Here is a 14,197-nt window from a genome sequence, read left to right as displayed (position 1 = left end):
TCCTAGAATTGTTTAATTACACGTAAACTTGCACTCCAGTTACGCCCATCAGCGGGCTCAAAGTAACGATCATTACCATCATTTACGATAACTGAACCCGCATAATTTTTATCAAATAGGTTATCTACACGAGCAAAGCTTTTGACTTTCCAATTACCTAAATCCCATGCATAACCAATATTTGCTGAAGTTACACTGTAGCTTGGTGCTGCGTCACTGTTGGTATCATTCACGTATACTTTGTCCATATACTGTACATCTACACCACCATATAGTCCGTGGCTCGGTTGCCAAGTTAAAGAAATGTAAGCCTGATTTTTAGCAATTCCAGGAATCGCATTGCCAGCTGGAATTTGAGCAATATTGCCTAAAGCAGGAATATCCGCATCAAAAGTAGCATCTAAATAGGCATAGCTTGCTGTCGCTGTTAAATCTCGCCACAACTTTTTATTCCATGCAAACTCTACCCCTTCACGCAAAGTTTTATCCGCATTTCGGAAGGTAGAACGACCATTTGAGCTTCCTGCTGAAACAATGTCATTTTTGGTTTTAGTTTGAAAAACTGCCAAAGTAAAATCACCTAATTGGTTTTGTGATTTTAAACCAGCTTCATAGGTATCACTTGTCGATGGTTTTAAATCAAAATTAAAACCTGACTTTGTCGTATCAGTTTGATATGCCATTTCAGTAAAGGTCGGTGTTTCAAACCCTTTGGCATAACTCATATAAGCCATGAGCTCAGGTAAAATTTGCCAACTTAACGCAAGCGACGGTAAAACTTTACTGTAATCAGTCTTGCCGCTATCGTCGCCATTACTTAAATAGTTATCTTTGGATTTGTAATGCACATTGCTGTAGCGTACACCTGTATCTATACGCCATGTAGGTAAGAACTGCCATGAAGCTTGTAAATATGGATCGATATTCCACAGAGTATTGTCTTCATCACGGCGTAATTTACCTTTGACGCCATAAGAAGGTTGACCATTTACTAAATTAAAGTTTTCAAAGCCTTTACGATCTTCATCCATCGCATCGAGTGCAACCCCCAAACTCACCGTTGTATTTGGCAATAGTTCTTTACCTATCCAACGGAAATCAGCACCATAATAATTACGGTCAAAATCAATCACACCACCCGCATGATTGATACTGGCATCTTGGGTAGATTTAGGAATAGATTGATACTGAGTGACTTGACGATTACCCAAATATGCCATGGCATAAAGTTCATTTTTGTCATTAATCGGCTTAGACCATGTCATGCCCGTTTGGGTTTGTTCGATATCTTTACGAACATTAAATTGCTTTAAAAACGGAACTTGTTGCTTTGGATTCGCATTCCACTGATCATGCGTTAAACCCTGTGGATCATCGGCATTGATTTTGACATAGTTAGTCACCCAGTTGATTTTACTTCCATCATCAAGGTTCCAACTGAGCTTTGCATTATTTAATATTTTTTCTGCCCCGCTATGTTCTCGGTAACCATCGGTATCGAAGTATGATGAGCTAATAATATAACTTGGTTCATTCGCCCCTTTTGCTCCACCTTGTAGCACTAGCCCTGCTCGGCTTTTATCGTGACTACCACCCGAATAGCTGAGCTCAATTGAGTCTTTCCCCTTTCCTTCTTTAGTAGAAGTTAAAATTGTCCCGCCCGATGAGTTTCCATAAAGTGAAGAAAAAGGCCCTGTTAGGACTTCAACATGGTCCAGACTGCTTAAGTCGATATTAGACGTTTGGCCTTGCCCATCTGGCATTGTTGCAGGAATACCATCCACATATAGGCGAATACCTCGGACACCAAAAGTAGAACGTGCACCAAAACCACGCATAGATAGCTGTAAATCTTGCGCATAATTTTCACGGTTACGAATTTGCAAACTCGGTATCCCCTTCACAACTTCGGTCAAATTCACTTGTGAAGAACTATCCGCCTGAGGTGCATCTATTCGAAAAACCGAAGCAGGTGTTTGTAAGTAAGTAGTATCAGTACGCGTTGCTTCCACATGTAAAGTAGGCAATTTGGCAACGTCTGAATTTAAGTCTTCTGCCCAAACAAGTGGGCTAGAAATACAGCCCATACTCATCAAAATACAGTAGTGAAGTCGGTCTAAGCGTAATAAGGACATGCTTATTTCCTTTATTTATATTGTAGTTATGATAACAAAAAGCAGTGCCTTGTCTGGATATAGAATTCGGTTTACATTGTTGTAAATCTGGAACAGTCGTTTTGCGATATAAAAATTGATTTCCAGTTTAAGAGTTATCGGCTCAAAGATGGATGATCTTTCCAGCAATATCGTTCAGGCCAATCTTTTGCTTCCTCGGCATAATCAATTCCAATACGTGGCGTTAAAACCACTTCTTGTTGTGTAGTGGCTGCCTCAATCCATAGTCCAGATTCTTCACCTAAAGTCTGGCCTTTTAAAGTCCGATCAATGCTCAAATAACGTGTCAGTTTGCCAGGTCCAGCCAAAAGCTTATATTCTTTTTTGGTTGAAGCACTATTTAAAAATGCTGATCGAATCATCACTCCTTCAGGTACACCTTCTGTTTGAGTAATAATGTTGAGCATTTCATACATGCCATAAATTAAATAGACATAAATGGTACCACCATGGCGATACATCACTTCTGTTCGTGCGGTACGTTTGTCATTGTAGCTATGGCAGGCTTTATCACGCACGCCCAAATAAGCTTCTGTTTCACTAATTGTACAGCGGATAACTTGTCCATCAGATTGTCGCTTACATAATACGCAGCCGATTAAATCATATGCTACTTCCGAAGTTTCTCGTTGAAACCAGCTTAATGGTAAAATATCTGACATAGTATTCTCTGAAATATTACATACCACACGTTATACTTGATTAATCCAGTATATCTGTTAATTCTGCGAGTTGGCATGCCTGAGTTACCCGAAGTCGAAACCACCAAAACCAGTTTATTTCCCTTATTGAATCAAAAAGTTTTAAGTGTTGAAGTACGTAATCCTAGCTTACGTTGGCCAATACCAGATGATATTCAAAGACTTGTTGGGCAACGCCTGATTGGATTAAATCGTCGTTCAAAATATATTTTGGCAGAGTTTGAACAAAATCAAATGCTCTGGCATTTAGGAATGTCGGGTAGCTTTCGTCTATGTCAAACAAACGATGAATTGAGAAAGCATGATCATCTGATTATTCAATTTGAAGATCATCAGTTACGTTACCACGACCCACGTCGTTTTGGCTGCATTCTTTGGCTTAACCCTGAAACTCAAGGCAAACTCATCGATACTTTAGGCCCAGAGCCTTTAAGTACTGACTTTCATGCAGAATATTTAGCTTCCAAACTCAAGAATAAAGCTGTCGGCATAAAAATTGCACTCATGGATAATCATGTAGTGGTTGGTGTTGGCAATATCTATGCAACCGAAAGCTTGTTTAATGTTGGCATTCACCCAGCTCAGCCTGCTGGCGATTTGACTATGCAACAAATTGAGAAACTGGTTATCGAGATTAAGCGCATTTTAAAATCGGCAATTGATTTAGGCGGCTCGACTTTACGAGACTACAGCAATGCCATGGGTGAAAATGGTTATTTTCAGCAAACATTGCTCGCATACGGTCGTGCCGGAGAAATGTGTGTTAACTGTGAAACCACATTAGAAAACTTAAAACTTGGTCAACGCGCCAGTGTATTTTGCCCACAATGCCAACCGCTTAAAAAGCTGAAAAAGCCTTAATTTTTTGGAGAAAGACAACATGCAAACAGCAATTGTCCGACATATTTTAGTCAAAGATAAAGACTTAGCCGAACAGCTAAAAAAGAAGCTACAAAGTGGGGCTGACTTTGCCAAACTTGCCAAGCAATATTCTACCTGTAATTCAGCTAAACGTGGCGGTGAACTTGGTGAAGTCAAAAAAGGACAGTTGGTACCTGTTATCGACAAAGTCGTTTTTACTGCTGCTGAACGCGTGTTACAAGGTCCTATCAAAAGTCAGTTTGGCTATCATCTTTTAGAAGTTAAATTCCGAATGGGCAGCTTACGTTAGGACTCATTAATTTAATTATCGTTTTCAAAAGTATTAGCCTGGGCATTCATTTGATATGTCCAAGCTTTAATATATTCACCCGACTCTAGTTTTATATCAGCTGTCACGCGTTGGTATTGAAAGCCTTCAAAATCATCTAACATTTGCCAGTTTTCTGCTAACTTTTCTGTGCTAAACAAATAGCCTTCTACCCAATCTGCTTGCGAATCTAACTCTAAGGCCTTTAAGCCTTTGTCTGGCCCCCAATCTAAAATATGAATTACCCCTCGTACACTAGCTTTCGTCCAGCTTCCACCAATCTGCTCTAAAATATGAGCATTTGCTTTATTAGGGCATAAGGTTCCATATACAAAAAGCTGATTCATTAATTTATGTTCCTGTTCTATCTGCTTAGCTAAACTTAACTGTGATTTAGCAAGTTTATCAATATCTCTAGTCCAGTATAAAATGCTATGTAATAAAAAACGGTACGCTAGGTACCGTTTTTATACTCAAATTCTTTTTATTAAGCTTGTTTTTTCAACTCATCACGAATTTCACGTAATAATTGAATATCTTCTGGAGTTGCAGCTGGAGCTTCTGGCTCATTCTTATCACGGCGAAGTTTGTTTAATAATTTCACCATTAAGAACACAACCCAAGCCAAAATCAGGAAGTTAATTAAAATGGTCAGGAAGTTACCATAAGTTAATACGTTGATACCTGCTTTTTGTAAGGCATCTAGAGATTGTAAGTTATTAGGGTTTGCACCTAATACGATAAATTTCTGCGAGAAATCAACACCACCACCAGTAATTACAGTGATAAGCGGCATGATGATATCTTTTACTAACGAGTCTACGATTTTGCCAAAAGCACCACCAATAATTACACCAATGGCTAAATCCATCATATTGCCTTTAATGGCAAATTCTTTAAATTCTTGAATAATACTCATCTAAACATCTCCAGATGTAGGGGGGAGGAACACATCATATTTTTCTTTTTTCACTGGCCTCTTATCCGTCTAGATAGTACTCGCCATGATATTGATAATTTAATATTTTTTTCAAAAAAAGAAAGCTATTTCACACTTTAACAACATATTTGCTTACAAGAAAAATATGACTTTAAGTTTACTTTCAGCTTTACCAGTAAGTAATAAAAAAACCGCTAAACGAATTTAGCGGTTTTTCTTTTTCATTTAAGAAAAATTATTTATCACGGTTACGTTTACGTTCGTTTTCAGTCAAGTAACGCTTACGGATACGAATTGATTTTGGAGTAACTTCTACTAACTCATCATCTTCAATAAATTCAAGAGCTTGTTCAAGCGTGAATTCAATTGCAGGTGTTAAAGTTAAAGCATCATCAGTACCAGACGCACGAACGTTAGTTAACTGTTTCGCTTTAGTTGGGTTTACAACCATATCGTCTGAACGAGAGTTAATACCTACGATCATACCTTCGTAAACTTCCAACTGTGGCTTAGCGAATAAACGACCACGGTCTTGTAAGCTGAATAATGCATAGCCCAAACATGTACCTTGAACCATAGAAATCAACACACCGTTTTGACGCTTCGCAACAGTACCTTGTTTAAGAGGACCATAGTGAGAGAAGCTTGAAGTCATAATACCAGTACCAGAGGTCATGGTTAAGAATTCAGAACGGAAACCAATTAAACCACGTGAAGGAACAGTTGCTTCAATACGGATACGGCCTTTACCGTCAACTTCCATATTGGTCATTTCGCCTTTACGGTGACCCATTTGTTCCATTACAGCGCCTTGGTGCTGCTCTTCAACGTCAAACGTTACGTTTTCGTAAGGTTCTTGTTTTTCACCATCAATTTCTTTAATGATTACTTGCGGACGTGATACACCTAATTCGAAGCCTTCACGACGCATGTTTTCAATTAAAACTGAAAGGTGAAGTTCACCACGGCCAGACACTTTGAAACGGTCTGGACTATCAGTATCTTCAACACGTAAAGCTACGTTGTGAATTAATTCGCGGTCAAGACGCTCACGAATATTACGTGAAGTTACGAATTTACCTTCTTTACCAGCAAACGGTGAGTTGTTTACTTGGAAAGTCATAGACACTGTAGGTTCATCTACAGATAAAGGTGGTAATGCTTCAACGTTTTTCGGATCACAAATCGTGTCAGAAATGTTAAGTGCATCAATACCAGTAATACATACGATATCGCCCGCAGATGCAGAATCAACATCAATACGCTCTAAACCATGGTAACCCATGATTTTTAAGATACGACCGTTACGTGTATTGCCTTCTTTGTCAATTACAGTAACAGGAGTATTTAATTTTACAGAACCACGTTGAATACGACCAACACCGATAACACCTACGAAGCTGTTATAGTCAAGTGATGAAATCTGCATTTGGAATGGACCATCAACATCAACCGCTGGTGGCTCAACGATGTCTACAATCGTTTCGAACAACGGAGTCATGTCTTCTGCAAGCTCTTCAGGAGCAGGACCCGCTACACCACGTAAACCTGATGCATAAACGATTGGGAAATCAAGTTGCTCATCAGTTGCACCAAGGTTATCAAATAAATCAAATACTTGATCGATTACCCAGTCTGGACGAGCACTTGGCTTGTCAACTTTGTTGATAATCACGATTGGTTTTAAACCACGAGCAAAGGCTTTTTGAGTCACAAAGCGAGTTTGTGGCATTGGGCCTTCTTGTGAGTCAACAAGAAGTAGTACGCAGTCAACCATCGACATTACACGTTCTACTTCACCACCGAAGTCGGCGTGTCCCGGGGTATCTACGATGTTGATACGGTAAGTTGTATCTGTACGTTTGTCTAACCAAGTAATAGCGGTGTTTTTCGCTAAGATGGTAATACCACGTTCACTTTCAAGCGCATTCGAGTCCATGACACGCTCAATCTCGCCTGCTCGGTCACCGAGAGCACCTGATTGCTGAAGTAGTTTATCGACAAGTGTGGTTTTCCCGTGGTCGACGTGCGCAATAATTGCGATATTACGGAGATTTTTGATATCTGACATGAAAATTCGAAACGCCTAAAATTTGAGGGCAAATTATACAGAAAAACACTACTCTTGAGTAGTGACAGTTTATTGACATTGACAAAAAAAATTTCCAATAGTCTGTATTTCGTTTTGTAAAGATAGGTATCTCGATTAGAATAGCGCCAATTTGCGAAATTGCGGCGTATTTACTCCCATGTCCAATCAACCATCACAAGACCGTCTTGACCTCGTTTATGGACTAGATGACCGACCAAAACCCTTCGTGGCTTTTCTAGCAGCTTTTCAACATTTGCTTGCAATTATTGTCCCGATTGTTACACCTGGACTTCTCATTTGTTTAGCTTTGGGCGTTTCACGTACCGAAACTAACATGATTTTATCCATGTCTTTGGTCATTTCAGGAATTGCAACTTTCTTACAATGCAAAAAAGTTGGTCCTTTCGGTGCAGGTCTACTCATTGTTCAAGGAACAAGCTTTAACTTTATTGGCCCGATTATCGGTATTGGCAGTGCAATGGTTGCTGCGGGGACGCCAGTCAATCAAGTTATGGCTGCTATTTTTGGTGTTGTGATTGCAGGTTCATTTATTGAAATGGGCGTATCACAAATTCTCCCATGGGTAAAAAAGCTAATTACTCCCCTTGTAACAGGTATTGTGGTACTCCTGATTGGTCTAACGCTCATTAAAGAAGGTTTGATTAGTATGGGCGGTGGTTATCAAGCCATGCAGGACCATACCTTTGCCAGTGCTGATAACCTTATAATGTCGTGTACGGTTCTTGCTATTATTATTGTCCTAAACCGTATTCGTATTGTCTGGATTAAAAGTTCAGCTATTTTAATTGCTTTAGTTATTGGCTACATTCTTGCCGGGTTTATGGGGTATTTAGACTTCTCTGGTTTAAAAGATGCACCCGTGATTCAAATTCCGACACCAATGCATTTTGGCTTAAGCTTCTCATGGGGCTTATTTATTCCAATGGCATTTATTTATTTAGTGACTTCATTAGAAGCAATTGGTGACGTGACGGCAACCAGTAAACTATCAAACCAACCTGTAGATGGTCCTCAGTGGATGCAACGTATTAAGGGTGGTGTGTTAGTAAATGGTGCAAATTCATTACTTGCTGGCCTATTCAATACTTTCCCAAGTTCGGTGTTTGCCCAAAATAATGGCGTTATCCAATTAACCGGTGTAGCAAGTCGTTATGTAGGAATCTGGATTGCTGCTTTACTCATTTTATTAGGTCTATTCCCTGCTGTAGCTGGTGTAATACAAGCTGTTCCACAAGCCGTATTAGGTGGAGCAGTTATGGTAATGTTCGGCGCTGTTGCTGCCTCAGGCATTAACATTCTTTCATCAATTCATTTAGATCGTCGCGCACTTTTAATTATTGCAATATCACTTGCACTCGGTTTAGGTGTTGCCCAAGTTCCACAAATTTTGGAGCACTTGCCAGAGTTATTTAAAAATATTTTTAGTTCTGGTGTAGCAACAGGTGGTATTGCAGCACTAATTTTAAATATTGTTCTGCCTGAAATCCACAAATAACCTATTTTTTAATTTTTTGTTTACTGCCCAGTTTCCACTGGGCATTCTTCTTCATGAGAGATGTACATGGATCCTAGAAGTGAAGTGGTATTAAGACAGCAAGACTATTTAAAAGGTAGACTCTTGTTGATTAATGCACCCAATGATGCCTTAGTCAGTCAATTACCTACTGCGGTTGATGCCTCAGTCTGGACATGGAATTATGCCGACTACCAAGGTTTCATTAATACAGGTACGCCAGCACATTTCTCAGTTGAGTTTCCATCACAAGAATTTGATCAAGCTTTAATTTTTGTGCCTAAATCAAAAGAGCTTTTAAACTATATATTGCATGTAGTGATGAGCCATTTAAAGGCTGATCAATCAGTTTTTCTAGTAGGTGAGAAAAAAGGCGGTGTTGAAAGAGCAGCTAAACAATTACAAAGTTTTGGTCAGATACTTAAACTCGATAGTGCACGCCATTGTCAATTATGGCATTTAAAAATTGAAAAAACTGAAAAGATCAAACCTCTTGAAAGCTGGTTAAAAACCTATACTGTTCAAGCAAATGAACAAGAACTTACCATTTGCGCGCTACCTGGCGTTTTTAGTCAAAATCATCTAGATGTCGGAACTGCTGTTTTACTCCCTTATCTAAATCAGGTGAAATCAGGTAGAATTGCCGACTTCGGGTGTGGTGCGGGAATTATCAGTTGCTATTTGGCAAAAGTAAATTCAAGTAATATTATTCATGCCCTAGATATTGATGCCTTCGCTTTACGGTCAACGGAAATGACTTTTAGTCGAAATGGAATAGGTTCAGACCAGTTGAGATTGCAGCCCGTTACAGGAATTGCAGACGCCCCAACAGAACTTGATGCCATTGTCAGTAATCCCCCCTTTCATCAAGGTATTCATACCAACTACGATGCAAGTGAAGGACTCTGCCAGAACGCTAAAAAACATTTAAAGGCATCAGGTGAGCTATGGATTGTAGCAAACCGTTTTTTAAACTATCCGATCTTAATCGAGAAGCACTTTGGTCAGTGTGAGATTAAAACTGATCTACAAGGCTTTAAGGTGTTATATGCCTGTGCATAACAAACTATGTAAGGAATCTCCATGAGCGAAACACATGCTCCTGAAAAACTCCAGCGAAAGCTTGGGGCTCGTCATCTGAATATGATCGCCATTGGTGGTTCCATTGGTACAGGTCTCTTCCTTGCTTCTGGTTCAACCATTGCAAATGCAGGTCCAGGTGGGGCGTTACTCGCCTATTCCCTCATTGGTATTATGATTTATTTCTTAATGACCAGCTTGGGCGAACTTGCAACTCATACACCGACATCTGGCGCATTCTTCACCTATGGCAGTCGCTATGTGGAAGAAGGCTTTGGTTTCGCACTAGGTTGGAACTACTGGTATAACTGGGCAATCACGGTTGCGTTTGAACTCGTTGCAGTACAGTTTATTATGAAGTTCTGGTTTCCAGATATTCCCGGGTTCTATTGGAGTGCGCTCTTCCTCGTCATTATTTTTATGATTAATGCGATGAGTGTAAAAGGATTTGGCGAAAGCGAATTCTGGTTTTCAATGGTTAAAGTTATCGCTATTGTTGCCTTCATTATCATTGGTATTGCCATGATTATTAAGGTGATGTTGACACCAGGTGTGGCCACTTTTGGTAATTGGACTTACAAAGATGCGCCTTTTGTAGGTGGTTTACAAGCCATGATTGGTGTTGCCATGATTGCAGGGTTCTCATTTCAGGGAACCGAAATGGTGGGTGTGGCTGCGGGTGAATCGAAAGATCCAAAGAAAACGATACCACTTGCGATTAAACAGATTTTCTGGCGAATTTTATTATTCTATGTGTTGTGTATTTTCATTATCGGTACACTCATTGCCTATGATGATCCAAACCTATTACAAGCTGCGACAACAGAAAATGTTGCACTTTCTCCTTTTACCTTGCTTTATGAAAAAGTAGGCTTTGCTTTCGCTGCGAGCTTAATGAATGCGGTTATTTTGACAGCTATTTTGTCGGCAGGTAACTCAGGTATGTATTCGTCTACCCGTATGTTATTTGATATGGCTCAACAAGGCCGCGCACCAAAATGGTTTGCAAAACTCGACAATCGTGGTGTTCCAATGAATGCCTTATATGCGACTACATTTATTGCTGCATTCTGCTTCTTAACGACTTTTATCGGTGAAAAGCAAGTCTTTAACTGGCTTCTCAATATGTCTGGGATGTGTGGTTTCATTGTTTGGCTAGGTATTGCAATTTCACATTATCGTTTCCGTAAAGGTTATATTGCTCAAGGTTATAAGCTCGAAGATCTTGCCTACCGTGCTAAGTTTTTCCCATTTGCTCCATGGTTTGCCTTTATTCTTTGTTCTGTCATTATTTTAGGACAAAACTATCAAGCTGTTTTAGGCGGTAAAATTGACTGGATGGGCTTACTTTCTACCTATATTAGCTTGCCTTTATTCTTAGTAATTTGGCTCGGATATAAATGGAAAAATAAGACTAAATTAATACCTTACGATCAAATGGATGTAAAACCAGAGCAAGATTAATAGTAAGCTTAAAGAGCTAATCAAAAATATCTAAATGTCAAAAACTTGATCTTTAGTTAAAAACAGGTAAAATGCCGTTCAGATTTTCAACGGCACTTTTAAAAAAGGAGGACATCATGCCAACACTACAAGGTAAAACACAGTAACGATTTGGCACGATGTCAGCTCACGGACAAGTGTACAAATTTAATTCACTTGTCCGAATGCTCGAATTTAAGACCTAGCATTCGCTAGGTTTTTTTATGCCTATTCGGACAGAAAAATAAGAGAAAAATTATGGGCATACAAAAAATATTAAACGAAGAGGCACTCTATGGTGTGCCGGTTAAAATTTTCACTCAAGATATAGATAGTGAAAGTATCGAACAACTAAAGAAAATGGCACAGCTGCAATTCATATACTCACATATTGCTGTTATGCCAGATGTTCACGTAGGAAAAGGCGCGACTGTAGGTAGTGTTATTCCGACTAAACATGCAATTATTCCAGCTGCAGTTGGTGTAGATATTGGTTGTGGAATGAATGCAATTCGTTTGAGTCTAAAAGCGTCACAACTTCCAGATAACTTAAGCCGTTTACGTGATGCAATCGAACGTAAAGTACCCGTCGGTTTTGCTTTACATAAACAGGTCAAAGCTAAGGCGTCGAGTATTATTCCACTCGAAAAGCGTTTACAACCGATTATAAAGAAACATCCAAGTCTAGTTCGTATGCTTCGGCAGTTTGATGCAACTTGGCAAAAACAATTAGGGACATTAGGAGGTGGTAATCATTTTATAGAGTTATGTATTGATGAAAATCAAGATGTATGGGTCATGCTCCATTCAGGTAGTCGCGGTCTTGGTAATGTCATTGGTACTTATTTTATTGAACTTGCCAAGAAAGAAGCACAACATCGCTTCGGGCATGTACCTGATAAAGACCTAAGTTATTTTGCTGAAGGTTCAAACAGTTTTAATGATTATGTAGAAGCTGTGGAATGGGCACAAGAATATGCTTTCGAAAATCGCAAAGAAATGATGCGATTAATCTTAGAAGCAATTCGACCTCTTCTACCCTCTTTTCAAATGACAAAAGAAGCAATTAATTGCCATCATAATTATGTAAGTCGAGAAACCCATTTTGGTGAAAATCTTTTAGTTACCAGAAAAGGAGCGATTAGAGCGGGTTTAAATGAGTTAGGAATTATTCCAGGTTCTATGGGAGCACGTTCTTATATTGTTAGAGGAAAAGCTAATCCTGAGTCTTTTTGTTCTTGCTCTCACGGAGCTGGCCGCAAAATGAGCCGAAGCAAGGCAAAAATACTTTTTAATCAACAAGACTTAATTGAACAAACGCAAGGAATTGAATGTCGTAAAGACAGTGGTGTTGTCGATGAGATTCCAAGCGCTTATAAGGACATTGATGAAGTTATGGCGAACCAGTCAGATCTTATTGAAGTGGTCCATACACTTAAACAAGTTTTATGTATTAAAGGTTAAAACATGAAAATTAAAGAAATGCCAAAAATTAAGGCTCGCAACCACGTAGCCCTTTCACCTTTACTTCAAAAAGGTGGCATGCATGAGACAGAAAAACCTCGTGCACAGCATCGTAGAGATAGACAAGACACCAAACAACAGTTAAGAAAAGGTGTTTGGTAAAAACTTATCTATAAATAATTAACTGAATAAATGTCATCAAGGAGATATACAAATGAAAGATATTTTAAAAATCACAATAAAAAAAGCGACTCTAACGAGTCGCTTTTTTACTGTTCAGAAACTCAAATTATTGAGCTTGTTGACCAGGTTGAACTACTACAGTACGGCTACCAGTAATTGTCGCGAATACACGACGGTTCATAGCACGACCTTCTTTAGTTTTGTTGTCAGCAATCGGTTGATCCCAAGCGAAACCTTGAGTAGACAAACGAGAAGCGTCAACATTGTATTCGTTTACAAGAGCTGATTTAACAGAGTTAGCACGAGCTAAAGATAAACGTTCGTTCAACTTACGTGGACCAGTGTTATCTGTGTGACCTTCGATACGTGCAGTAGCGTTAGGGTATTCAGATAATTTTTCAGCAACTTTAGCGATTTCTGGCTTGTATTGGTCTTTGATGTTTGATTTGTTAGTATCAAAGAACACACGAAGTTCCATGTTAAGGTCTTCAGTTAACTCTTGTGGTTGTGGAGCAACTGGAGTTGGTTCAACTGGAGCAACTTCTACTACAGGAGCAGCAGGCTTCAAGTGACCACCAAGAACTACGTTTAAACCAGCAAGAGCTGTATAGTTCCAGAATTGTTCATCAAAGTTATAAGTACCACGAGCTTCTGTACGAAGAGATAAAGCATCGTTGATGCGATAGAATGCACCGATACCAGCATTACCTAAAGTGCCTTCTTCAGAATTACCACGTGTACCACGATTTACACCATCAAAGTCGTATTTGTAGTGACCAGCACCCAATAATACATACGGCTTAAATTTGCTGTCGTAGTTTTTAGTGATTAAATCAGAAGTAGCATAGAAGTTACCGTTGATTTGTTTTTGTTTGTATTCAGCACCAGCAGAAGCGCCGTTTACATCACCTTTAACTTGGTTATATTCAGCTTCGAAACCTAACCATGGTGTTAATTCAACACCAAGAGCTGCACCAACGAATAAATCGTCTTGTAACTCAGGACCGTTAGTTAGGTTACCATCTTTACCGCCATTATTGTGTTGGCTGTCTTGGAAAGTGTAACCAAGCAATAATGGAGTAACTGTTACGCCAGCATTAGCAGCAGCTAATGGAGCAGCAACAAGCATAGTAGCAAGTGCAATACGACTCAATTTCATGGATATCCTCCAGAGATAACAATTGTTGTTCAAGCTCAGCCTAAATTTATTGGCCCCTGAGATATTTTTACCCCAGTATTATTTTTAAGCTATTCACATTTGAATCATACAAACACTTGATAAACTTTCCAAGTGCTTGATAATTTTAATCAAGTAAATTATTGACAAAATTACTTACAATTTCCGTTGTAATTCGGTA

Annotated in this window: 13 protein-coding genes; 7 read left to right on the top strand and 6 right to left on the bottom strand. The window is 39.2% G+C overall.

The window, feature by feature from the left end; genetic code table 11:
* Positions 1–2: 2 nt before the first annotated feature.
* The gene (locus tag J576_RS04600) at positions 3–2,135 is read right to left on the bottom strand and encodes a TonB-dependent receptor family protein (protein ID WP_002051536.1); all 2,133 of its coding nucleotides are present in this window, start codon (positions 2,133–2,135) and stop codon (positions 3–5) included.
* Between the two features lie 134 nt (positions 2,136–2,269).
* Positions 2,270–2,836 (bottom strand): DNA-3-methyladenine glycosylase, encoded by a 567-nt coding sequence (locus J576_RS04595; RefSeq protein WP_002051454.1) that lies wholly within the window; start codon positions 2,834–2,836, stop codon positions 2,270–2,272.
* A 75-nt stretch (positions 2,837–2,911) separates the two neighbouring features.
* Here J576_RS04595 and mutM point away from each other — a divergent pair, with 75 nt between their 5' ends.
* Together mutM and J576_RS04585 are read left to right on the top strand one after the other, a co-directional pair.
* Complete coding sequence (mutM, locus tag J576_RS04590) at positions 2,912–3,736, top strand: bifunctional DNA-formamidopyrimidine glycosylase/DNA-(apurinic or apyrimidinic site) lyase (RefSeq protein WP_002051106.1); 825 nt, start codon at positions 2,912–2,914, stop codon at positions 3,734–3,736.
* 19 nt (positions 3,737–3,755) lie between these two features.
* Positions 3,756–4,046 carry a peptidylprolyl isomerase gene (locus J576_RS04585; RefSeq protein WP_002051379.1) on the top strand — a complete coding sequence of 97 codons (291 nt, stop codon included), beginning with the start codon at positions 3,756–3,758 and terminating at the stop codon, positions 4,044–4,046.
* A gap of 11 nt (positions 4,047–4,057) precedes the next feature.
* Here the strand turns inward: J576_RS04585 and J576_RS04580 are convergent, their stop codons facing one another.
* From J576_RS04580 to typA, 3 genes are all read right to left on the bottom strand, one after another.
* Positions 4,058–4,411: a gamma-glutamylcyclotransferase family protein gene (locus J576_RS04580; protein ID WP_002051116.1), complete on the bottom strand. Its 354-nt coding sequence runs from the start codon at positions 4,409–4,411 to the stop codon at positions 4,058–4,060.
* Between the two features lie 140 nt (positions 4,412–4,551).
* The gene (mscL, locus tag J576_RS04575) at positions 4,552–4,983 is read right to left on the bottom strand and encodes a large conductance mechanosensitive channel protein MscL (RefSeq protein ID WP_000022555.1); all 432 of its coding nucleotides are present in this window, start codon (positions 4,981–4,983) and stop codon (positions 4,552–4,554) included.
* Positions 4,984–5,239: 256 nt separating this feature from the next.
* On the bottom strand, positions 5,240–7,075 hold the full coding sequence (typA, locus tag J576_RS04570; protein ID WP_001280092.1) for a translational GTPase TypA: 1,836 nt from the start codon (positions 7,073–7,075) through the stop codon (positions 5,240–5,242).
* Between the two features lie 178 nt (positions 7,076–7,253).
* Between typA and J576_RS04565 the strand changes: the two genes are divergently transcribed.
* From J576_RS04565 to J576_RS20185, 5 genes are all read left to right on the top strand, one after another.
* The gene (locus tag J576_RS04565; RefSeq protein WP_002051493.1) at positions 7,254–8,612 is read left to right on the top strand and encodes a uracil-xanthine permease family protein; all 1,359 of its coding nucleotides are present in this window, start codon (positions 7,254–7,256) and stop codon (positions 8,610–8,612) included.
* 66 nt (positions 8,613–8,678) lie between these two features.
* Entirely contained in the window at positions 8,679–9,692 is a 1,014-nt protein-coding gene (locus J576_RS04560) for a methyltransferase (protein WP_002051385.1), read from the top strand.
* 21 nt (positions 9,693–9,713) lie between these two features.
* Positions 9,714–11,174, top strand: a complete 1,461-nt coding sequence (locus J576_RS04555) for an amino acid permease (RefSeq protein ID WP_002051328.1) — start codon at positions 9,714–9,716, stop codon at positions 11,172–11,174.
* Positions 11,175–11,450: 276 nt separating this feature from the next.
* Entirely contained in the window at positions 11,451–12,656 is a 1,206-nt protein-coding gene (locus J576_RS04550) for an RtcB family protein (protein WP_002051561.1), read from the top strand.
* A 3-nt stretch (positions 12,657–12,659) separates the two neighbouring features.
* Positions 12,660–12,818 carry a hypothetical protein gene (locus tag J576_RS20185; RefSeq protein ID WP_002051090.1) on the top strand — a complete coding sequence of 53 codons (159 nt, stop codon included), beginning with the start codon at positions 12,660–12,662 and terminating at the stop codon, positions 12,816–12,818.
* Positions 12,819–12,945: 127 nt separating this feature from the next.
* On the opposite strand, the gene omp38 is transcribed toward J576_RS20185, so the two are convergent.
* Positions 12,946–13,998: an outer membrane protein Omp38 gene (omp38, locus tag J576_RS04540; protein WP_002051401.1), complete on the bottom strand. Its 1,053-nt coding sequence runs from the start codon at positions 13,996–13,998 to the stop codon at positions 12,946–12,948.
* Positions 13,999–14,197: the final 199 nt, after the last annotated feature.

The sequence above is a fragment of the Acinetobacter sp. 766875 genome (assembly GCF_000582055.1).
In the GTDB taxonomy this organism is placed as follows: domain Bacteria; phylum Pseudomonadota; class Gammaproteobacteria; order Pseudomonadales; family Moraxellaceae; genus Acinetobacter; species Acinetobacter nosocomialis.
Note: the sequence above shows the minus strand (reverse complement) of the source record. Positions and strands in the feature narration are given on the sequence as shown.

What these genes read in the sequence shown, in the direction of transcription:
- J576_RS04600 (WP_002051536.1), bottom strand. Translation starts at nt 2,135, where the DNA reads ATGTCCTTATTACGCTTAGACCGACTTCACTACTGTATTTTGATGAGT.
- J576_RS04595 (WP_002051454.1), bottom strand. Translation starts at nt 2,836, where the DNA reads ATGTCAGATATTTTACCATTAAGCTGGTTTCAACGAGAAACTTCGGAA.
- mutM (WP_002051106.1), top strand. Translation starts at nt 2,912, where the DNA reads ATGCCTGAGTTACCCGAAGTCGAAACCACCAAAACCAGTTTATTTCCC.
- J576_RS04585 (WP_002051379.1), top strand. Translation starts at nt 3,756, where the DNA reads ATGCAAACAGCAATTGTCCGACATATTTTAGTCAAAGATAAAGACTTA.
- J576_RS04580 (WP_002051116.1), bottom strand. Translation starts at nt 4,411, where the DNA reads ATGAATCAGCTTTTTGTATATGGAACCTTATGCCCTAATAAAGCAAAT.
- mscL (WP_000022555.1), bottom strand. Translation starts at nt 4,983, where the DNA reads ATGAGTATTATTCAAGAATTTAAAGAATTTGCCATTAAAGGCAATATG.
- typA (WP_001280092.1), bottom strand. Translation starts at nt 7,075, where the DNA reads ATGTCAGATATCAAAAATCTCCGTAATATCGCAATTATTGCGCACGTC.
- J576_RS04565 (WP_002051493.1), top strand. Translation starts at nt 7,254, where the DNA reads ATGTCCAATCAACCATCACAAGACCGTCTTGACCTCGTTTATGGACTA.
- J576_RS04560 (WP_002051385.1), top strand. Translation starts at nt 8,679, where the DNA reads ATGGATCCTAGAAGTGAAGTGGTATTAAGACAGCAAGACTATTTAAAA.
- J576_RS04555 (WP_002051328.1), top strand. Translation starts at nt 9,714, where the DNA reads ATGAGCGAAACACATGCTCCTGAAAAACTCCAGCGAAAGCTTGGGGCT.
- J576_RS04550 (WP_002051561.1), top strand. Translation starts at nt 11,451, where the DNA reads ATGGGCATACAAAAAATATTAAACGAAGAGGCACTCTATGGTGTGCCG.
- J576_RS20185 (WP_002051090.1), top strand. Translation starts at nt 12,660, where the DNA reads ATGAAAATTAAAGAAATGCCAAAAATTAAGGCTCGCAACCACGTAGCC.
- omp38 (WP_002051401.1), bottom strand. Translation starts at nt 13,998, where the DNA reads ATGAAATTGAGTCGTATTGCACTTGCTACTATGCTTGTTGCTGCTCCA.